Here is a 21,266-nt window from a genome sequence, read left to right on the forward strand (position 1 = left end):
AGTCGTCGGATGCTCTGTCATGCTGAGGAAGACAGAGCATTCGGCGTTCCGGGGCGTGGCGCGTAGCATGCGTATCAACGGGAGCGATGGCGCTCCCCGCGCCGAAAGGAGTCGTGATGGACGACCACAGGGTTTCATCGAACATTCCTTCCACCCAGGGCGGGCATCCGATTCGGGCGATCAGGCAGCGGTACGATCCCGCGAACGATCCGCTCCCTGACGCGCCGATCCTGCACCCGAAGGCCCGGCTGACGGTCAAGGCGATGCTCTTCGTCGTTGGGAACGTCCTGTTCTGGTCCGCGGCGTTCGCGCCGACGCGGATCGACCGGATGGTCGGCTGGTCCACGGGTGCGGCGGCCGATATCGCGATGCTGCTGGGCGTGGCGCTGACCTGTCTGGCAGTCACGATGCGCCCGCACCCCATCGGGGATCGGATCGGCGACGCGCTCATCCCTATCGTTAACCGGAAACTGTCCTACGGGACGAGAAGGGCGGGGAGACGGATCGTCGTCGGCGTTGTCGCGGCCGGATGGCTGGCGTTCGCGGCGAGTCTGGTGCGGGCTTCCGGCGAATCATCCACCTCGTGGTTCGCCGATCCCGCGCTCATCGCCTTCCTCGTCTTCCTCATCGTGGCGGGCTTCACCAACGCCTTCGTCTTCAACGACAGGCGGTAGAGCGGGGCCAATACGTTTGTCAAGTGACCATCTTCGTATTTACGTAGGTGGTCACTTTTTGTATCATAAAATAGTCTTGTCCTATTACGGAGGACAGATATTTTTACGTCAGAGCGAGACGCTGATAATATATTAGACATCAAAGCAATGAAGCTTTGGTGAAATAAGAAAGGAATCTCATGAATAAGAGAAATATGAAATCTATTGCAGCAGTGGCAATGTCGGCCGCGGTTGCTGTATCAATGGGATGCGTTATTCCCGCTAATGCTAATGAACGGGGAGATATATACCAGTATGGCAATTCTATTGTAATGACAGAAAGCGAACTCAATGAGTTGCTTAAGCATGTAGGCAACTCTTCATTGTCTGTTGCAAATGAATCAAGATCTATCCAAGATTGGATTCAGATTGGATCTGGTAAGAAAAAGATTACGTGGAAAGCTGGTGCCAATGTGGCGGCCGTCGCGGTTATAATTGGTAGCACAATGGGTGTAAGTGGTGCGATGGTATCAGGAGTTATGGGAGCCTATCTTTCGTCCTATGTCAGTTCCTTTACCGGTGGAACTCTAAAATGGAACGTTAGGATGTTGTCGCAGGTTGGCATGGCGCCTATGTATGAGTGGAGGTGGTGGTTGTATAAGCCTAATGGTGCCTATTATGGAAACTGGATGTATATTGACCAAAATCATATGTATTCGCTTTCCAAAAATAAAAATTGAGTAGTGAATTCGGTGTTTCCTATTGCTGCCTCATGTGACTATGAGGCAGCAATAGGTCGTGTATGTCAAAGAAAGTGTTGTGAATGAGAACTCTTGCGTCTGCGGTTTTAGTTGCTGTAATGTGTGGATTGTGTATATTGGGTGTGTATGCCGATTCCTGGAATCAGAGGGGAGGATCTTTCGATGTTATGAATGCCGGTTGTCTCTCTTTTGATGGACCGCATGTGATTCGATATTTGGATGATGGGGAGATGATGAAACATGACGGTGATAATTCATATCCATGCACATTTGCTTCCGTAAGCAGTTTGTCGTGCCCTCCACTACCTGTGTGGATATGCAGGTTGTGACATCACCGATACGGTATTTTGGCGAAGAGGTTCCATTCCGTTGGATTGTTTGTGCTGTATCCGTAGTCCAGAATGCCTCCTGAATCCTCTATCGCTTTGCTGAGGTTTTTCAGACCGTATTTCCCTGAGAGTTCTTCTTGGTGATTTCCTGCGATGTTGCTTGCCGATATGCGGAGTTCATTGCTTTCGGGATGAATGCAGACGATGTAACCTCGTGCTGGATCGGAGTGTTTCGCTATATTGCTGTATGTCTCTTTAAGCAGTTCCTTCGCCAGAGTTGCATTCATCCGGGTCATATGAACGCTTTGCGTTGGGAAAATGGTGCTGCCTGATATGTTCAGTGAGTGGAGTATGCCGTCATTGTGCGTGCTCAGTTGCTCGATGTTCGCTTGCATGTCCACGATGGAGTCGGTGTCGTCATCGGTAATCATCGGTTGCTGGGTCTCGAGCAGATTGATGACGTTATGAACCCTCTGAAGTGTTTCCTTCAACTCGGTGCATATTGTCTCGGTTGGCTGTGAGCCAGTCTGCAGTTGGAGAATCGTCGCGGATAGTCCATTGGCGATGTCACTGTGTATTTGCGAGGCCAACATCCGGTCTTTTCTTTCTTTGTCCTGTTGAAGACGATTGCTGAGAATTTCCGTATGCCATTTGAGAATCTGCCCCAAGGTGATTGCGGATATGAACAGCGTGAGGATATTGAATATGGTCGACCAGGGAAGGGTGTGTTCCTTCCCTATGAAAACCGATAATGAAAGGGAATCGACCAGACAGAGAATGATGCTGTAAGAGAGCTTATTATAGGCCAATATAGCAAGTGCGCACAGCGTGGCGAACAGGCCCGAATTCAGGACCGGTTGCGGGGAGAGTATGCATATCGCCCAGATGATGCCGGTCGCCCATGCGCCCGCACGGGGGCGCTTCGCCATCGCGACCGAGGTGCTGATCTGCGCGACGGCCCATGGCAGCATGTACGGGCCCATCAATCCGCTGAACCAGTAGAAGGTCGTCTCCACTATCCCGAACATCGCTGCGGTCAGAGAGATTGCCGTGGTCCAATGATTCGTAATGGATCGAGCAATGCCGATGAATCGATGTCGCATATCGCTCACCACGTGCTGCCGGTCATCAGGAGGCGGATGTATTTGGCCACGGCCTGGGCGCGGGTGGCGGCGCCGAGCTTGGCGCTGGCGCGTTTCTCGTAGGTGGCGACGGTGGCCTTGCTCACGGCGAGGGCGCGCGTGATGTCGTCGGTGGTCTTGCCGTCGGCGTACATGCCGAGCACCGTGCGCTCGCGCTCCGACAGGTCGGTCTTCGCGCCACGCCCACGCAGCAGGGCGCCGCGCGCCTCGACGCAGTCCATGAACCCGGCGTCCGGCTGCGCGCTCAGCCCCGCCGCCGCGGCGCGCACGCCGGCGCGGATGCCGTGCATGTCCGTCTTGAGGTACAGGCCCTGCGCGCCGGCTTTCACGGCCTCGTCGAGGTAGCGCTCCGGCGGGTACGCGGTGATCATGATGATGCCGGGGACGGTCCTGCGCTGCCTGATCTGCCGGCACAGCTCCATGCCGTTCATGTCGTCCATCTGCACGTCGGAGACGAGCACTTGCGGGACGTCCGCGTCGAACAGGCATCGGCGCAGCGCCGGCGCGGCCGACGTGACGCCCCATGCGACCTGCAGGCCGCCGTCCCGCAGCAGCTTCGACAGCACCGCCACCGCGTACGGGTCATTGTCCACAATGCCAACAGTGATCATCGATTCCTCATACAACATCAAAGGTGATCGTATTTAATCATCTATAATCATAATGCTTCGCAGGTGAGGGGCAATCCGGTGCACTCGCCGTGTCATGCGGACATCGCGGGCGTGTGCGTGACGATGCTCCGGACCGTCGGGCGTAGAATCGGCTCATGGCCAAGGACGACAAGGACATCAAAGACGATCGGAAGCCGGGCAAGGGCGACAAGGGCAGGACCCGCGAGAGGGAGAAGGACCGCAAGCCCTCGAAATCGGCCGGCAAACGCATCGACCGGGCGATGGACCTCGCCGAGGAACGCATCGGATTGATCGAGGAGAGCGAGACCGTCGCCGAACGCCTCGCCAACGCCGCCAAATCAAGCGAGCTCCTGAGCGCCGTGTGGTCGATGCCGCCGGCGCAGCGGCTCATGTTCCATCACGGCGTCGATGTCGCCGACCTCGCCGCGCACGGGGCCGGCGAGACTCCCGGCTTCGAGGGCGACAAGTACGACGCCGAACGGTTCATCGACCTGAGCGCCTCCGGCATCGCCCGCTACCAGCGGCTCATGTACGCCAACGGCGTCAAGGGCTCGAACCGAAGGCTCCTCATCGTGCTGCAGGGCATGGACGCCTCCGGCAAGGGCGGCATCGTGCGTCATGTGTTCCGCCAGGGCGACCCGATGGGCATCCACTACCATGGCTTCGGCAAGCCCACAGAGGAGGAGGCCTCCCACGGGTTCCTCTGGCGCGTGGAGCGCGAACTGCCCGACCCGGGCTGGATCGCCGTGTTCGACCGCTCCCACTACGAGGACATCGTCATGCCGCACGTGTACGGCACGTTCCCCGAGGACGTGTGGCGCGCCCGCTACGACCTCGTCAACGAGTTCGAACGCAGCCTCGCCGCCGACGGGTGCGCGATCATCAAGATCTTCCTCGTCTCCAGCCGCGAGGAGCAGCGCCGGCACTTCCTCGCACGTCTCGACGACCCGACCAAGTACTGGAAGTTCGACGTCTCCGACCTCGACGCCCGCGACCGCTGGGACGACTACATGGCCGCCTGGCAGGAGGTGTTCGAGAGGACCAGCACCCCGGCCGCGCCCTGGTACCTCGTGCCGGCCGACAACCGCTGGTACTCGCGCGCCGTCGTCTCCGAGCTCCTGCGCACCGCCATGCGCAACATGAACATGACCTGGCCCCCGCTCGAGGCGAACGTCGACCCGTCCGCGGCGCGGCGGCGACTGGGCGGGGCCTGACGAATGCGCCGTGACGGTTGAACCGTGCCGGCGTGGTGCCGGAAGAGGGGAGCCCTACCGTGTATGAGGATGTTGAGGCATTGCAGCGGTCGGATCGATACTGTTTCGTCGACTATGTTCCGTATGAGGCCGTCAATCCGGATTTCCTCGAGCTGGAAGACTATTTCGAACAGACGTATCTTCCACTGTTTGCGGAAAAGATTTCTCGCATAATACTGAAGATCCTGTATTTCACATCGTGTCGGGTTTATCTGACGGAGCCGAGTAGACCGTGCGGTGATTTTTCATATGATACGGATATACGGTCCTATTCCCCGGAGAAGATGGACCTTCTCATAAGAAAGGTCATAGTCGAGGACTTCTCCTCCCTTCAGATTCTGCTTGATTCCCCACGGGTTCTGGTGAGCGTCTGCGGTGGTTTCTCCGTGACGTTCTACGGCCTGAGCGAGGAGATGAGTTCGTTTGATGTATTCAGGATGCTGGTCGATCAGGAGGGTCTTTTCCTGAAACGGGGTGGTGGGGAGAACTCCTCGTCGACGTGTGCGATGGATTGACGGCTTTCCCGCGTTGACTGATAGCGCGAAAAGGACGTTGTTCTCCGTGAGACCCGCGATTCCCGTCTCGCTCGAGGCGAATGTCGACCCGGTCGAGGCTCGGCGGCGGCTAAGCTAGGAGGAATGACTGACGAGATTGATGAGAGGGACAAGGCGCACGGTTCGCTGGGGCGGCTCGCGCCCGCATGGGACGGCGAGGGGCGGGAGCGCAACCTGACGGCCGACGACATCTACGAGCGCTTCTTCGGCTGGGTGGGCGACGTCAAGGGGATCGAGCCGTGGCCGCATCAGGAGGAGGCCATCATGGACATCCTCGCCGGCGACCACGTGATCCTCAACACGCCCACCGGCTCCGGCAAGTCGCTGGTCGCGCTCGGCATGCACTTCGCGGCCCTGTGCACCGGACGGCGCTCCTACTACACCGCGCCGATCAAGGCGCTCGTCTCGGAGAAGTTCTTCGACCTCGTGGAGGTGTTCGGCCGCGACAACGTCGGCATGATCACCGGCGACAGCCACATCAACGCGGACGCGCCGATCATCTGCTGCACCGCCGAGATCCTCGCCAACCAGGCCCTGCGCGAGGGCGAGCACGCCGACGTCGGGCTCGTCGCGATGGACGAGTTCCACTACTACGGCGACCCCGAGCGCGGCTGGGCGTGGCAGGTGCCGCTGCTGACCCTGCCGCAGACCCAGTTCCTCCTGATGAGCGCCACGCTCGGCAACGTCGACGCCATCGCCGACAAGCTCGAGGACCTGAACGACACGCCCGACGTGGACGTGATCGCCGACGCACCGCGACCGGTGCCCCTGACCTACGAGTACACGCTCGACCCGCTCGAGAAGACCGTCGAACTCGCGTTCAGGAACGGCGAGACCCCGATCTACGTGGTCCACTTCTCGCAGGACGCGGCCCTCGACACCGCGCAGGCGCTCGCCTCCACCGGCGTCTCCTCCAAGGAGCAGCGCGCGGCGATCGCCGATGCCATCAAGGGCGTCAAGTTCACCACCGCGTTCGGCAAGATCCTCCAGCGGCTCCTGCGCACCGGCGTCGGCATCCACCACGCCGGCATGCTGCCGCGCTACCGTCGCCTCGTCGAGCAGCTCGCCCAGCAGGGCCTGCTGCCCGTCATCTGCGGCACCGACACGCTCGGCGTCGGCATCAACGTGCCTATCCACTCCGTGGTCCTCACGGCCCTGACCAAGTTCGACGGCACCAAGATGCGCCGTCTGCGCGCCCGCGAGTTCCACCAGATCGCCGGCCGCGCCGGCCGCATGGGCTTCGACACCGAGGGCCTGGTCATCGCGGAGGCCCCCGAATACGAGATCGAGAACCAGAAGGCCATCGCCAAGGCCGGCGGGGACCCGAAGAAGCTCAAGAAGGTCAAGCGCAAGAAGGCCCCCGAGGGCTTCGTCACCTGGAACCAGAACACGTTCGACAAGCTCATCGACGCCGACCCCGAGACGCTCGTCCCGCACCTGAAGATCACGCACTCGATGGTCCTCAACGAGGTCGAGCAGGGCGGCGACGCCCGCGCGCGCATCGACGACCTCATCGACGACTCCGCGCAGACCCCCGAGCAGAAGGAGCACCTGCACCAGCGCGCCGACGAGATCTTCCAGACCCTCTTCGACACCGACGTGATCGAGGTGCTCAAGACCCGCGACGGCGGCGACGACTATGTGATGACGCTCGACATGCCCGACGACTTCGCGCTCGACCAGCCGCTCAGCCCGTTCCTGCTCGCCGCACTGGAGCTGCTCGACCCCGAGTCCGAGACGTACGCGCTCGACGTGATCTCGATGGTCGAGGCCACGCTCGAGGACCCCAAGCAGGTGCTGCGCGCCCAGGAGCGCGCCGCCCGCGACAAGGCCATGAGCGAGATGAAGGCCGACGGCCTCGACTACGACGAGCGCATGGACAGGCTCCAGGAGATCACCTACCCCAAGCCCCTCGAGGACATGCTCGACGCCGCGTTCGACCAGTACCGCCACGACGTGCCGTGGGCCAACGACTACTACCTCAGCCCCAAGTCGGTCGTGCGCGACATGGTCGAGACCGCCTCCGACTTCACCGGCTACATCGCCCGCTACAACATCGCCCGCTCCGAGGGCACCCTGCTGCGCTACCTGTCCGACGCGTACCGCGCGCTCGCCCGCACGGTCCCTCCCGAGAAGCGCGACGAGCAGCTCAAGGACATCATCGCCTGGCTGCGCGTGCTCGTGCGCTCCATCGACTCCTCGCTGGTCGACGAGTGGGAGAACGCCGGCGGCGACTCGCTCGACGCCTCCGAGGCCGCCGCCTCGCTCGCCGCGCCCGGCGCAAGGGACCAGGTCGTCGAGGACCGCCGCGGACTGACCGTCCTCGTCAGGAACGCCCTGTTCCGCCGCGTCAAGCTCATGGACCTCGACGACCCCGACACGCTCGGCGCGCTCGACAAGGACTGGGGCTACGGCGTGCACGAATGGGAGGACGCGCTCGACGACTACTACGACGAGCACGAGTACGTCAACACCGACGCCAAGGCCCGCTCCGGCGAGCTGTTCATCCTCGACGAGCGCCACGAGAGGGACGAGCACACGTGGAAGGTGCGCCAGATCATCGACGACTCCGACGGCGACCACGACTGGGCCATCACCGGCGTCGTCGACCTCGACGCCACCCAGGAGTCCGGCGAGGTCGTGTTCCACGACTACCGGGTCGGCACGGTGGACGGCGAATGAGCGACAACGACCTGTTCGGCGCCACCGACGCGCCCGACGACGTCACACGTCCGCTCGCGGTGCGCATGCGCCCGCGCACCCTCGACGAGGTGATCGGCCAGACCCACGTGCTGGGGGAGGGCTCGCCCCTGCGGCGCCTCGCCAACCCGGCCTCCAGGGGAAGTCTGACCGCGCCGAGCTCGATCATCCTGTTCGGCCCTCCCGGCGTCGGCAAGACCACGCTCGCCACGATCGTCGCCCGCCAGTCCGGGCGCGTGTTCGAGGAGCTCTCGGCCGTGACCAGCGGCGTCAAGGACGTGCGCGCCGTGCTCGACCGCGCCCACGAACGCCTCGTCGCGAGCGGCCGGGAGACCGTCCTGTTCATCGACGAGGTGCACCGCTTCTCCAAGTCGCAGCAGGACGCGCTCCTGCCCGCCGTCGAGAACCGCGACGTCACGTTCATCGGCGCGACCACCGAGAACCCCAGCTTCTCGGTCATCAAACCGCTGCTGAGCCGCTCCGTCGTCGTCAAGCTCGAATCGCTCGAACCCGAACAGCTCACCGCACTGGTCGAACGGGCCCTGACGAGCGATCACGGGCTCAAGGGCGAGGTCAAGGCCAGCGACGAGGCGGTCGCCGAGATCGTGCGCATGGCCGGCGGCGACGCGCGCAAGTCCCTGACCATCCTCGAGGCCGCGGCCGGCGCCGTCACCGGCGACAAGGCCCGCGCCAAGGGCAGACGCCGCCCGACCATCACCCCCGAGGTCGTCTCCACCGTCATGGACACCGCCACCGTGCGCTACGACAAGGACGGCGACGACCACTACGACGTGATCTCCGCGTTCATCAAATCGATGCGCGGGTCCGACCCGGACGCCGCGATCCACTACCTCGCCCGCATGCTGCGCGCCGGGGAGGACCCGCGCTTCATCGCCCGGCGCATCATGATCGCCGCCGCCGAGGAGGTCGGCATGGCCGCCCCGCAGATCCTGCAGGTCGCCGTCGCCGCCGCGCAGGCCGTCGCCCTGGTCGGCATGCCCGAGGCGCGCATCATCCTCGCCGAGGCGACCATCGCCGTGGCCACCGCCCCCAAGTCGAACGCCAGCTACAACGCGATCAACGCGGCGCTCGCCGACGTCGACGCCGGACGCATCGGCGCCGTGCCCCTGTACCTGAGGAACGCTCCCACCAAGCTCATGAAGGAATGGGGCAACTACGAGGGATACCGGTACGCGCACGACTGGCCCGGCGCGGTCGCCCCGCAGGAGTACCTGCCCGAGGAGCTGCGTGGCACGGAGTACTACCATCCCAACGACCGCGGCTACGAGCGGGAGGTCGCGGCGAACCTCAAACGCATCCGGCCGATCCTGCACTCGGGGGATGGGTCGGATGGCATCCCAACGGGCGCGGCGGGTACAATGAACCCGAAGCAGTGAGGACGTGAAGGAGACGGGAGAAAGGAACCGGCGATGACGCAGGACGAGCTCCGGGGCAGGACGATCATGATCGTCGACGACGACCAGGCGCTGGGGGAGATGCTCTCCATCGTGCTCGAGAACGAGGGGTTCCGCACCGTGACCTGTCTCGACGGCCTGAGGGCCGTGGAGATGTTCCCCACCGTCGACCCCGACCTGATCCTGCTCGACGTGATGCTGCCCGGCATCGACGGCACCGAGGTGGCCCGCCGCATCCGCGCGACCTCCTCGAACGTGCCGATCATCATGCTCACCGCCAAATCCGACACCGTCGACGTGGTCGCGGGTCTCGAGGCCGGCGCCGACGACTACGTGCCCAAGCCGTTCAAGGTCGCCGAGCTTCTGGCGCGCATCCGCGCCCGCTTCCGCATCAGCGACAAGCTCGCCGGGACCGCGTCCGGGGCGGGATCGGGCGTCGACGGGGCGAACGGCGACGGCTCGGGCCGCGACGGCCAGACATCCGGCGACCCGAACCACATCGAACGCGGCGCCATCGTCATCGATCGTCTCGCCCACACCGCCACCAAGGACGGCAGGGACCTGGGTCTGACGCCGATGGAGTTCGAACTGCTCTCCGTGCTCGCCGCCTCCGCCGGCGACGCCATCAGCCGCTCCAGCCTCCTCAAGCGGGTGTGGGGCTACGAATCCTCCGGCGACACGAGACTCGTCAACGTGCACGTCCAGCGACTGCGCGCCAAGGTCGAGGACGACCCCGAGAAGCCGTCCGTCATCGTCACCGTGCGCGGCATCGGCTACAAGTTCGTGCCGCCCGAGCCGCACGCGCGCGCATGATCGCCCCGCCCGGCACCCACGGCGAATCGTCCGGGAGCGTGGACCGTCTCGCCGGATGGCTGCGCCGCCGTCCGCTCGGCCGTTCGCGCCGCCGCTTCAGCTGGCGCCGTCTGCTGCGTTCGGGCCGCGCCGAGGTCAGGCGGTCCCTGCAGGCGCGCACCGTCGCGCTCGTCGTCCTCGTCGCGCTCGTCGTCGCGGTCGTCTTCTCGTTCGTCTCGATGATCTCCGTGCGCGCCAGCCTGCTCGACCAGGTCACCAACCAGGCGCGCGCCGACTTCTCCGACATGGTCGTCCAGGCCCAGTCCAGCCTCGACTCGGCCGACGTGTCCGACTCGGTGCAGTACCAGCAGCTGGTCAACGACCTCGCCTCCTCCCTGCAGAACGAGGGCGCCTCCAACCTCGTGAGCGTCTATCTGTGGAGCCGCGACTCGTCCAACCGGCTCGTCGTGCCCGTCTCCACCGACCCCACGTACGAATCCGAGGTCAGCGACGACATCCGCACGGCGGTCACGTCCGACCGCTCCGACCACGTGTTCTACCAGCCGGTCTCCATCGGATCGGACCGCGACGGCGGCACGCCGGGCGCCGTGCTCGGCACGACCCTCGACTTCGGCGCCACCGGCGGACTCGCGTTCTTCGCCCTGTTCTCCTACGAGACGCAGCAGGCGTCCCTGATGCAGATCCAGCTCAACCTGCTCGTCGTATGCCTCGCGCTGAGCGTGCTCATGGGACTGGTCGTCTGGCTCACGCTGCGCGGCATCGTCCGGCCCGTCTCCGAGGTGGCCGACGCCGCCGAGACGTTCGCCTCCGGCGACCTGGAGACGCGCGTGCCCGAGACGCGCAAGGACGAGATCGGCTCCCTGCAGCACTCGTTCAACACGATGGCCGACGCCCTCAACCAGAAGATCGGCGAGCTGGAGGAGGCCGGCGCCATGCAGCGTCGCTTCGTCTCCGACGTCAGCCACGAGCTGCGGACCCCGATCACGACGATGCGCATGGCCTCCGACCTGCTCGAGACGCGCAAGGACGACTACGATCCGATGACCCGGCGCACCGTCGAACTGCTCGGCGGCCAGATCAACCGCTTCCAGGACCTGCTCGCCGATCTGCTGGAGATCTCCCGCTACGATGCCGGCTACGCGGCCGTCGACCTCGTCGAGACCGACGTGCGCGACCCCATCCGCGAGGCCGTCGACCAGGTGTCCGGACTCGCCGCCGCCAAACGCGTGCCCATCCACGTCGACCTGCCCAACATCCAGGTGCTCGCCCGCATCGACGCGCGCCGCGTCATCAGGATCGTGCGCAACCTCCTGTCCAACGCCGTCGACTTCGCCGAGGACAACCCCATCGAGGTGCGTCTCGCCGCCAACCTGCGCGCCGTCGTCATCTCCGTGCGCGACCGCGGCGTCGGCATGTCGCCCGACCAGGTCGCGCACGTGTTCGACCGGTTCTGGCGCGGCGACCCCTCGCGCGCCCGCACCACCGGCGGCACCGGCCTCAGCCTGTCCATCGCGATGACCGACGCCAAGCTCCATCAGGGCACGATCCGCGTGCGCTCCGAACTCGACGAGGGCACGTGGTTCCTCGTCATCCTGCCGCGCGACCCCGCCAAGGGGGCCGTACCCGACGTCGACCTGCCCGTCGACTTCCGCCGCGACACCGACCGGATGCTCGTCACCGGCGGATTCGGCGTCGCCGACAACCACGCTGTCGACTACCTCGACGCGCCGTTCTCCGACGCGGACGGCGACGCGGCCGAGACCGACGAGGAGGAACGCCATGCGTGAGCCGCATAGGGACCACAGGCCCCAGGGAACCCCCGACCGCCGGCCCCGCGTCGTCCGCGCGCTCGCGGCCGCGCTCGCCGCGCTCGCCCTGACGGCGCCGTCCGCCTGCTCCAGTCTCATCGGACTGCCCTCGTCCGGCACCATCCGCGCGTTCTCGCCGGTCGAGAAGCAGACGCGCCGCGTCTACACCAGCCCCGCCGGCCCGACGGACGACGACCAGCCCGAGGGCATCGTCGAGGGCTTCTTCAACGCGATGCCCGCCGGCGTGCAGTCCGACGGCTACCGCGTGGCGCGCGAATACCTCACCTCGTCCGCCGCCGACACCTGGCGCGGCGACGACTCCGCCATCGTCTACGACGGCGCGCCGAGCTTCGTCAGGAAGACGATCCCGCTCGCCTCGTCGGCCTCGACGGGCAGCATCATCGTCGAGGCCGAGATGAACGTCATCGGCCGTCTCGACGAATACGGCCTGTTCACCCCGACGGACGCCGAGGACCCCGTGACCATGTCGTTCACGATGAGCAAGGTCGACGGCCAATGGCGCATCTCCGGACTCGACGACGGCGTGGCCGTCTCCTCCGCCGACTTCGAACAGGCGTTCCGGCAGGTGTCCGTCTACCGCGTCGACGCGCCCGGCAGGCACCTCGTCCCCGACGTGCGCTGGTTCAGCTGGCGCAACTGGCGCACGCAGGCCGTCCGCGCCGTGCTCTCGGACGGCATCAGCTGGCTGGGCGACGCCGTCAAGGACCTCGGCACCGAGAAGGTCGCGCTCGCCGTCAACACCGTGCCGATCGAGAGCAACGTGCCGCACGTCCAGCTCGGGCGGGGGTTCCTCGGCCTCGGCGACGACGAGCGCGCGCTCATCGTCCATCTGATCAGGCTCACGCTCGGCGACGGCGTCGACAGCGCCTCGCTCAAGGTCACCGTCGACGGCAACGACTATTCGAACATCGACGGCGACGTCGGCCTCGACACCCAGCAGCCCAGCGTCGGCATCTACACGCTCACCGACGGCCGCATCGTCTCGCTCGGCTCGTCGAGCCCGCTGCGCGTGGGCGAGACCAAGGGATTCGACGACGCGCTCGGGTTCGCGTTCTCCGCCAACGGGGGAGCGGTGCTGCGCGCCGACGGCGTCGCCGAATGCCTCAAGGCCGACGCCTCCTCGTGCGGCGTGATGTTCGGCGGCGCGCGTCTCTCCTCGATCGCCTCCGGGCTGGACGGCGAGATCTGGGCCGTCGCCGCCGACGGCAGGAGCCTCTACGTCTCGCGCGAGGGCGTGAGCAGACGACTCACGCCCGCATGGCTGGCCGACGGCGTGATCCGGTCCGTCTCGGTCTCGTCCGAGGGCGCCCGCCTCGCCCTCGCCATGGGCGACGGCGGCGTGCGACTGACCGGCATCGTGCGCGACGACGACCAGACCCCCGCGGCGCTCGCCGAACGATCCACGCAGGTCTCCAGACGAAGGGGCGTCACGATGGTGACGTTCTACAACGATCTGAACCTCGTCTACGCGACCTCGCCCGTCGACGGGAACGGCCGGTCGACCGAGCAGCAGGCCTTCCGGCAGATCGTCCCCGGACCGGACACCGTGCAGCGCCTGCCCGACACGGCGGTCGTCGCGCTCGCCTCCGGACAGATCGCCCTGTACCGCAGGCTCGCCGTGCTCGACGATCTCGGCATCGTGCGTTCGGTGTCCGGCTCGCTCGACGGCTCGTGGTCGATCGCCGACTCCCAGGTCACCGCGCTCGGCGCGCAGTAGACGACGCAGCCGCGGCGCCGCGGGCGTACGGAAAGGAGGCCGTCCCGTCCCCGAGCCGGATGGATCCATGCTCGGGACGGAACGGCCTCCTTTTCCGTACGCCTCGCCTGCCCCTGCGGGAAGGCGGGAACGCGATCAGATGCCGCCGTACTCGCTCTTGAAGAGCTCCTGCGGGACCTCGGAGTTCAGCGGGACCTCGTAGATGAGGTACTCCATGTTAAACGGGATGTTGAAGAGGTGGCGCTTGACGCCGTACACCTCCTCGGTGCCCAGGAAGTTGAAGTTGTCCGGGCACTCCGGCTCCCACTTGGCCAGCAGCTTCGCCGCGTCGCCGATGGTGGCGGCCACGCCGGCCAGATGCTTGACGCCCTCGACCTGCTTGATGATGAGGAAAACGGTATCCATGAAGGGTTCCTTTCATGTGCGTTGTACTGTTCGGGCGCCCTCGCCTCCGGAGAACAGGGGCTGCGGCGCCTCGTTACGGCTCCTTCATTATCACTCGGAAACGGCGAAACCGCGCCGGTTTTCCGGGTCGTCGCCATGATGTTATCAATTCGTCATCAAGACGTTATCGAATTGTTATCGCTCACGATTGAACGCCCTCGATGTTTGATTCATACTAGGACATGTCGATGGCACGGAGCCATCAAGGAAAACCAAATGCAGGGGAAAGGGCCCCTGCGAATCTCGAACACTCGAGGAGGAGTAGCAATGAAGAATTGGAAGAAGGCCATCGCGCTCGTCGCTTCCGCCGCCGCCCTGGTGAGCGTCGCCGCCTGCGGTTCCGCCAGCTCGGCCAAGGATTCCGGCAAGAAGACCGTCGGCTTCGTCGCCGTCGGTCCTGAGGGCGGCTTCCGTACCGCCAACGAGAAGGACATCCAGGCCGCGTTCAAGGACGCCGGCTTCGACCTGATCTACTCGCCGACCCAGAACAACGACCAGCAGAAGCAGATCCAGGCGTTCAACAAGTTCGTCAACGACGAGGTCGACGCCATCATCCTGTCCTCCACCGAGGATTCCGGTTGGGACGAGTCCCTGAAGAAGGCCGCCGAGGCCGAGATCCCGGTCTTCACCGTCGACCGCAACGTGGACGTCAAGGACGCCGAGGCCAAGAAGGCCATCGTCTCCCACATCGGACCGTCCAACGAGTGGGCCGGCGAGCAGGCCGCCGAGTTCATCAACAAGAGCTTCCCGGACGGCGCCAACGGCTTCATCCTCGAGGGCCCCGCCGGCCTGTCCGTGGTCAAGGACCGCGGCACCGGCTGGAAGAACAAGGTCGCCTCCAACATCAAGGTCCTCGAGTCCCAGTCCGCCAACTGGTCCACCGATGAGGCCAAGACCGTGACCGCCGGCCTGCTCGACAAGTACAAGTCCGACAACCCGCAGTTCGTCTTCGCCCAGAACGATGAGATGGGCCTCGGCGCCGCGCAGGCCATCGACGCCGCCGGCCTCAAGGGCAAGGTCAAGGTCGTCACCATCGACGGCACCAAGAACGCCCTGCAGGCCCTCGTCGACGGCGACCTCTCCTTCGTGATCGAGTACAACCCGATCTTCGGCAAGGAGACCGCCCAGGCCGTCAAGGACCACCTGGACGGCAAGAAGGTCGAGAAGGACATCCAGATCGAGTCCAAGACCTTCGACGCCGCCTCCGCCAAGGAAGCCCTCGACTCCGGCTCCCGCGCCTACTGATCGGCACGTCGATCCGCTGATCGTCATCCGGTTCCGGCCGGATCGGTGATATCCCACAACCGAACATGAATCCACATGATGGTGCATGAAGTACGACTTCCTGCACCATCATTCATGTGAGGCCGAAATATCACAAAACGGTAACAATCTCCCTTCTCCCAAAGGCAAAGATATGACAGACAAAACCCCTATCGTCGTGATGAAGGGCATCACGATCGAGTTCCCGGGCGTCAAGGCCCTGGACGGTGTCGATCTGACGCTCTACCCGGGCGAGGTCCACGCTCTCATGGGCGAGAACGGCGCCGGCAAGTCGACGATGATCAAGGCGCTCACCGGTGTGTACAAGATCGACGCGGGCTCCATCGTGGTGGATGGCAAGCCGCAGCAGTTCAACGGCACCCTCGACGCGCAGAACGCCGGCATCGCCACCGTGTACCAGGAAGTCAACCTGTGCACCAACCTCTCCGTCGGCGAGAACGTGATGCTCGGCCACGAGAAGCGCGGCCCCTTCGGCATCGACTGGAGGAAGACCCACGAGGCCGCCAAGAAGTACCTCAAGCAGATGGGCCTCGAGCACATCGACCCGCACACCCCGCTGTCCTCGATCTCCATCGCCATGCAGCAGCTGGTCGCCATCGCCCGCGCGATGGTCATCAACGCCAAGGTGCTGATCCTCGACGAGCCGACCTCCTCCCTCGACGCCAACGAGGTCAAGGACCTGTTCGCCATCATGCGCAAGGTGCGCGACTCGGGCGTGGCCATCCTGTTCGTCTCCCACTTCCTCGATCAGATCTACGAGATCACCGACCGCCTGACCATCCTGCGCAACGGCAAGTTCATCAAGGAGGTCATGACCAAGGACACCCCGCGCGACGAGCTCATCGGCATGATGATCGGCAAGTCCGCGGAGGAGCTCTCGCAGATCGGCGCCAAGAAGGCCCGCCGCGAGATCACCCCCGGCGAGAAGCCGATCGTCGACGTCAAGGGCCTGGGCAAGAAGGGCACCATCAACCCGACCGACCTGGACATCTACGCGGGCGAGGTCGTCGGCTTCGCCGGCCTGCTGGGCTCCGGCCGCACCGAGCTCGGCCGCCTCCTGTACGGCGCCGACAAGCCCGACTCCGGCACCTACGAGCTCAACGGCAAGCAGGTCTCGATCAACGACCCGTACACCGCCCTGAAGAACAAGATCGCGTACTCCACCGAGAACCGCCGCGACGAGGGCATCATCGGCGACCTGACCGTCCGCCAGAACATCCTCATCGCCCTGCAGGCGACGCGCGGCATGTTCAAGCCGATCCCGAAGAAGGAGGCGGACGAGATCGTCGACAAGTACATGAAGGAGATGAACGTCCGCCCGGCCGACCCCGACCGCCCGATCAAGAACCTCTCCGGCGGCAACCAGCAGAAGGTCCTCATCGGCCGCTGGCTGGCCACCCACCCGGAGCTCCTGATCCTCGACGAGCCGACCCGAGGCATCGACATCGGCGCCAAGGCCGAGATCCAGCAGGTCGTCCTCGACCTCGCCTCCAAGGGCATGGGCGTCGTCTTCATCTCCTCCGAGATGGAGGAGGTCGTGCGCCTGTCCGACGACATTGAGGTCCTCAAGGACCGCCACAAGATCGCCGAAATCGAAAACGACGACACCGTCTCGCAGTCGACCATCGTCGAGACGATCGCCAACACGAACGTGAACAACTGAAAGGAGGGATGATGGCTGATAAGAAGCAAGAAGACAAGAACAACGTCTTCAAGAAGCTGCTGGGCTCGAACCTGACCGTCGAGGCCATCGCGCTCGTCCTGCTGATCCTGCTGTGCACCCTGTTCGACCACGGGTTCCTCGCGCTGAGCTGGAACGACAACACCGGCGGTCTGGCCGGCCCGCTCATCACGATGCTCCAGGAGTCCGCCCGATACCTGATGATCGCCACCGGCATGACGCTCGTCATCTCCACCGCCGGCATCGACCTGTCGGTCGGTTCCGTCATGGCGGTCGCCGGCGCCGCGGCCATGCAGGCCCTCAACGGCGGCATGAACGTCTGGCTGGCCATCCTGCTGGCCATCGTCATCGGCGTGATCGTCGGCTGCATCAACGGCGCGCTCATCGCGTTCCTCGGCCTCCAGCCGTTCATCACCACGCTGATCATGATGCTCGCCGGCCGCGGCCTGGCGAAGGTCATCACCTCCGGCGAGAACACCGACGCCTCCGCGGTCGCCGGCAACGAGCCGCTCAAGTGGATGGCCAACGGCTTCATCCTCGGCATCCCGGCCAACTTCGTGATCGCCGTCGTCATCGTGATCCTCGTCGGCCTGCTGTGCCGCAAGACCGCCATGGGCATGTTCATCGAGTCCGTCGGCATCAACCCCGAGGCCTCCCGCATGACCGGCATCAAGCCCAAGAAGATCCTCTTCCTGGTCTACGCGATCTCCGGCTTCCTCGCCGCGATCGCCGGCCTGTTCGCCACCGCGTCCGTGATGCGCGTCGACGTGGTCAAGACCGGCCAGGACCTCGAGATGTACGCGATCCTCGCGGTCGTCATCGGCGGCACCTCGCTGCTCGGTGGCAAGTTCTCCCTCTCCGGCAGCGCCGTCGGCGCCGTCATCATCGCCATGATCCGCAAGACCATCATCACCCTCGGCATCGATTCCGCCGCAACGCCGGCCTTCTTCGCCGTCGTCGTGATCGTGATCTGCGTGATGCAGGCTCCCAAGGTTCGTAACCTGAGCGCGGAACTCAAGCGTAAGCGCGCGCTCAAGGCCCAAGCAAAGGCGGTGGCAGCATGACAACAGCTACGGCAACCCCGGCCAAGAAGGCCGCTAAGAAGACGCGTCGCCTCGACGCACAGATGATCCCGACCATCGCGGCCGTGGTGATCTTCATCCTGATGATCATCATGGGTCAGGCGCTCTTCGGCACCTACCTGCGACTCGGATTCATCTCCTCCCTGTTCATCGACCACGCCTACCTGATCATCCTGGCCGTGGCCATGACCCTGCCGATCCTCACCGGCGGCATCGATCTGTCCGTCGGCGCCATCGTCGCCATCACCGCCGTCATCGGCATCAAGCTGGCGAACGCGGGCGTCCCCGCCGTCCTCGTGATGGTGATCATGCTGCTCATCGGCGCGGTGTTCGGCGCATTGGCCGCGACGCTGATCGAGGAATTCAACATGCAGCCGTTCATCGCGACGCTGTCCACGATGTTCCTCGCCCGAGGCATCGCCTCCATCATCTCGACCGACTCGCTGACCTTCCCGGACAACAACAACTTCGATGTGATCTCCGACGAGATCAAGATCATCGACAACCCGAAGATCTCCAACGATCTGTCCTTCAACCTCGGCGTGGTCATCGCGATCGTCGTCCTCATCGGCGGCTACATCCTCCTGCACCACACCCGCACCGGCCGCACCATCTACGCCATCGGCGGCTCCCGCTCCTCCGCGGAGCTCATGGGTCTGCCGGTCCGCCGCGCCCAGTTCACGATCTACATCACCTCCGCGACCCTCGCCGCGCTGGCCTCGATCGTCTACATCGCGAACATCGGCTCCGCCAAGAACACGGTCGGCGTCGGCTGGGAGCTCGACGCGGTCGCCTCCGTCGTCATCGGCGGCACGATCATCACCGGCGGCTTCGGCTACGTCCTCGGCTCCGCCCTCGGCGCCCTGGTCCGCTCCATCATCGATCCGCTGACCGCCGACTTCGGCGTCCCGGCCGAGTGGACGACCATCGTGGTCGGCCTGATGATCCTCATCTTCGTGGTCCTGCAGCGTGTGGTGACCGCGGTCGGCGACAAGAAATAGATTCGCCCCGCCGTCCGGCCCGGTTCCGGTTCCGATTGGATCCGGCCGGACCGGACGGCGGGGGAGTCCGCTTCACTCGATAACTGAATATCCCTCGGCGAGAATGATGTTCCGGTTCGTGGCTTCCGCCTTCCGCACCCACCGCGAGGCGCGGGGCGGACACGAATGGTACGCCAACCCATCATCCCGACGGGGAATCCTCTCTCTTTTCCTTTCCTTCTTTCATCCGACGTGAGGGGCACGATCCATAAGCGGATCGTGCCCCTCACGTCGTCGTATCGGTGCACCGGCGCGGACTGCGCCGGCCGGAAGTCAGCCGCGGCGCGACGCGCGGATGCGGAACGCGGCGGCCAGGGAGATCCAGCCGGCCACGCAGATGACGATCATCGTGGCGAACACCCACGAGCCGCCCACGGCGGTCGCGTGCATGAACTCGGGGGAGCCCTCCGAGCCGTGGCCCGCCTGCGCGACCGCGAGGATCGTCGAGAACAGGGCCGTGCCGGCCGCGCCGCCGAACTGGAGCGCGGTGTTGAAGATCGCGTTGCCGTCGGGTGCGAACTCGTGCGGGATCGAGCTCAGGGCGCTGGTCATCACGTTGGAGTTGCCCAGCGCGAAGCAGAAGCTGAAGATGAAGTAGAATCCGGCCAGCATCGCCGGAGTGAGGTCCATCGCGAAGACGAAGAGCAGCACGGGGCCGAGGATCGCGATGCCGAACGGCACCAGCACCGGCCTGACCGCGCCGAAGCGGTCGTAGAGCCATCCGCCGAGCGGCGCGCACACGGCGCCGATCAGCGCGCCCGGCAGCACCAGGGAACCGGCGAGGAACGCGTTCGTGCCGAGCGCCAGCTGCGCCACGTTGGTGATCACGTAGCCGAAGCCGATGGAGACGATCGGCATGATGAGATACGCCACCAGATGCAGCAGCACCACCGGATCACGCAGGATGCCGAGGCGCAGCAGCGGCGAGAAGGCGCGTTTGGTGAGCCAGCAGAACGCGCCCAGCGCGGCCAGTCCCGCCACGACGCTCACCGCGGCGACCACGGCCGACGAGCCGACCGGTTCGCCCGCCACGGCGGCGCTCACCGCGACGCCCGCCTGATTGAGGCCCAGCACCATGCCGACGAGCGCGACGATGATCGTGCCCAACTGCAGCGGATCGAGATAGGCCGCCTCGGTCGACGACTTCTGCTCGATGCACAGGACGCCCACGACCGTGGCGACGAGCATCAGCGGGATCGCGATGACGAAGATCGCGCGCCACGGCAGCACGGTCGTCACGGCGCCGCCCACGGTCGGGCCGATGGCCGGCGCGACCGTGATGACGAGGGAGCCGACGCCCATGAGCCGGCCGATCTTGGAGCGCGGCGACTGTTCGAGGATGATGTTCATCATGAGCGGCGTGGCGACGCCCGAGCCCACGCCCTGGATGATGCGGGCGACGATGAGCATCGGGAACGCATGGGCGAAGATCATGATGACCGAGCCGACCAGCGCGAGCGCCACCGCCGCGAGGAAGATGGACTTGAGACGGAACCGGCGCTTGAGGAACGAGGAGATCGGCATCGTGGCGGCGACCGTCAGCAGGTAGATCGTGGTGATCCACTGCACGGTGGCCGTGTCCACGTGGAATTCGCGCATCAGCTGCGGGAAGAGGACCGTCATCACCGTCTCGGTGAGGATGCCGATGAAGGCGAGTGAGCCGACCGCGACGATCGCGCCGATCAGTTTGGCCGGAATCCGCTCGTCCGCGGGGTTCGGCGTCGCCGTCCGCGACGGGTCCGGCTGTGAAGACATGCTACCGCTCATGGGTGTTCTCCTTTGCACTATCAAATCCTGGGAAATGGTAATCGGCCGGTCCTAGCCGTAGAACGGAGAACTCCCGGCGGATTCGCAAGTCTAGCGCGACTGTTTGGACAAACGGTCCGTGGATCGGCCAGGAACGACGAAGCCCCGNGGCCNTGAGGGGCCTCGGGGCT

The 21,266-nt window shown here is 64.7% G+C and carries 17 protein-coding genes; 13 read left to right on the forward strand and 4 right to left on the reverse strand.

Features of this window, described 5'->3' with window-relative positions:
- The first annotated feature begins 116 nt into the window (after positions 1 to 116).
- Together JS528_RS06485 and JS528_RS06490 are read left to right on the forward strand one after the other, a co-directional pair.
- Positions 117 to 674, forward strand: a complete 558-nt coding sequence (locus tag JS528_RS06485; RefSeq protein ID WP_214358266.1) for a hypothetical protein — start codon at positions 117 to 119, stop codon at positions 672 to 674.
- 179 nt (positions 675 to 853) lie between these two features.
- Positions 854 to 1,393, forward strand: coding sequence for a hypothetical protein (locus tag JS528_RS06490; protein ID WP_214358267.1), 540 nt, complete (start codon positions 854 to 856; stop codon positions 1,391 to 1,393).
- A gap of 352 nt (positions 1,394 to 1,745) precedes the next feature.
- Here JS528_RS06490 and JS528_RS06495 read toward each other — a convergent pair whose 3' ends face one another.
- Positions 1,746 to 2,855 carry a sensor histidine kinase gene (locus JS528_RS06495; protein WP_214358268.1) on the reverse strand — a complete coding sequence of 370 codons (1,110 nt, stop codon included), beginning with the start codon at positions 2,853 to 2,855 and terminating at the stop codon, positions 1,746 to 1,748.
- Positions 2,852 to 3,496: a response regulator gene (locus tag JS528_RS06500; RefSeq protein ID WP_214358269.1), complete on the reverse strand. Its 645-nt coding sequence runs from the start codon at positions 3,494 to 3,496 to the stop codon at positions 2,852 to 2,854. Before JS528_RS06500 ends, JS528_RS06495 begins: the two co-directional genes overlap by 4 nt.
- A gap of 155 nt (positions 3,497 to 3,651) precedes the next feature.
- Between JS528_RS06500 and JS528_RS06505 the strand changes: the two genes are divergently transcribed.
- The 7 genes from JS528_RS06505 (at position 3,652) to JS528_RS06535 (ending at position 13,798) form a co-directional block, all read left to right on the forward strand.
- Positions 3,652 to 4,731 carry a PPK2 family polyphosphate kinase gene (locus JS528_RS06505; RefSeq protein WP_214358270.1) on the forward strand — a complete coding sequence of 360 codons (1,080 nt, stop codon included), beginning with the start codon at positions 3,652 to 3,654 and terminating at the stop codon, positions 4,729 to 4,731.
- A gap of 32 nt (positions 4,732 to 4,763) precedes the next feature.
- The gene (locus tag JS528_RS06510; RefSeq protein WP_214358271.1) at positions 4,764 to 5,285 is read left to right on the forward strand and encodes a hypothetical protein; all 522 of its coding nucleotides are present in this window, start codon (positions 4,764 to 4,766) and stop codon (positions 5,283 to 5,285) included.
- 123 nt (positions 5,286 to 5,408) lie between these two features.
- On the forward strand, positions 5,409 to 8,006 hold the full coding sequence (locus JS528_RS06515; protein WP_214358272.1) for a DEAD/DEAH box helicase: 2,598 nt from the start codon (positions 5,409 to 5,411) through the stop codon (positions 8,004 to 8,006).
- Positions 8,003 to 9,421 (forward strand): replication-associated recombination protein A, encoded by a 1,419-nt coding sequence (locus JS528_RS06520; RefSeq protein ID WP_214358273.1) that lies wholly within the window; start codon positions 8,003 to 8,005, stop codon positions 9,419 to 9,421. Before JS528_RS06515 ends, JS528_RS06520 begins: the two co-directional genes overlap by 4 nt.
- A gap of 33 nt (positions 9,422 to 9,454) precedes the next feature.
- Complete coding sequence (mtrA, locus tag JS528_RS06525) at positions 9,455 to 10,252, forward strand: MtrAB system response regulator MtrA (protein WP_214358274.1); 798 nt, start codon at positions 9,455 to 9,457, stop codon at positions 10,250 to 10,252.
- Entirely contained in the window at positions 10,249 to 12,039 is a 1,791-nt protein-coding gene (gene mtrB, locus JS528_RS06530) for an MtrAB system histidine kinase MtrB (protein WP_214358275.1), read from the forward strand. Before mtrA ends, mtrB begins: the two co-directional genes overlap by 4 nt.
- Positions 12,032 to 13,798 (forward strand): LpqB family beta-propeller domain-containing protein, encoded by a 1,767-nt coding sequence (locus tag JS528_RS06535; protein WP_214358276.1) that lies wholly within the window; start codon positions 12,032 to 12,034, stop codon positions 13,796 to 13,798. Before mtrB ends, JS528_RS06535 begins: the two co-directional genes overlap by 8 nt.
- 135 nt (positions 13,799 to 13,933) lie before the next feature.
- Here the strand turns inward: JS528_RS06535 and JS528_RS06540 are convergent, their stop codons facing one another.
- Positions 13,934 to 14,203 carry a hypothetical protein gene (locus tag JS528_RS06540; protein WP_214358277.1) on the reverse strand — a complete coding sequence of 90 codons (270 nt, stop codon included), beginning with the start codon at positions 14,201 to 14,203 and terminating at the stop codon, positions 13,934 to 13,936.
- Between the two features lie 306 nt (positions 14,204 to 14,509).
- On the opposite strand from JS528_RS06540, the gene fruE reads away from it, so the two are divergent.
- The 4 genes from fruE (at position 14,510) to fruG (ending at position 19,290) form a co-directional block, all read left to right on the forward strand.
- Positions 14,510 to 15,487, forward strand: coding sequence for a fructose ABC transporter ATP-binding protein FruE (gene fruE, locus JS528_RS06545; protein WP_214358278.1), 978 nt, complete (start codon positions 14,510 to 14,512; stop codon positions 15,485 to 15,487).
- A gap of 172 nt (positions 15,488 to 15,659) precedes the next feature.
- The gene (gene fruK, locus JS528_RS06550; RefSeq protein WP_214358279.1) at positions 15,660 to 17,189 is read left to right on the forward strand and encodes a fructose ABC transporter ATP-binding protein FruK; all 1,530 of its coding nucleotides are present in this window, start codon (positions 15,660 to 15,662) and stop codon (positions 17,187 to 17,189) included.
- A gap of 11 nt (positions 17,190 to 17,200) precedes the next feature.
- A complete protein-coding gene (gene fruF / locus JS528_RS06555) occupies positions 17,201 to 18,271 on the forward strand; it encodes a fructose ABC transporter permease FruF (RefSeq protein WP_214358280.1) in 1,071 nt (356 codons plus the stop codon).
- Positions 18,268 to 19,290 (forward strand): fructose ABC transporter permease FruG, encoded by a 1,023-nt coding sequence (gene fruG, locus JS528_RS06560; protein WP_214358281.1) that lies wholly within the window; start codon positions 18,268 to 18,270, stop codon positions 19,288 to 19,290. The genes fruF and fruG overlap by 4 nt, the downstream gene beginning before the upstream one ends.
- Before the next feature lie 312 nt (positions 19,291 to 19,602).
- Here the strand turns inward: fruG and JS528_RS06565 are convergent, their stop codons facing one another.
- The gene (locus tag JS528_RS06565; protein ID WP_420838202.1) at positions 19,603 to 21,096 is read right to left on the reverse strand and encodes an MDR family MFS transporter; all 1,494 of its coding nucleotides are present in this window, start codon (positions 21,094 to 21,096) and stop codon (positions 19,603 to 19,605) included.
- Positions 21,097 to 21,266 lie beyond the last annotated feature (170 nt).

It is taken from the genome of Bifidobacterium santillanense (assembly GCF_018555385.1).
Taxonomy (GTDB): domain Bacteria; phylum Actinomycetota; class Actinomycetes; order Actinomycetales; family Bifidobacteriaceae; genus Bifidobacterium; species Bifidobacterium santillanense.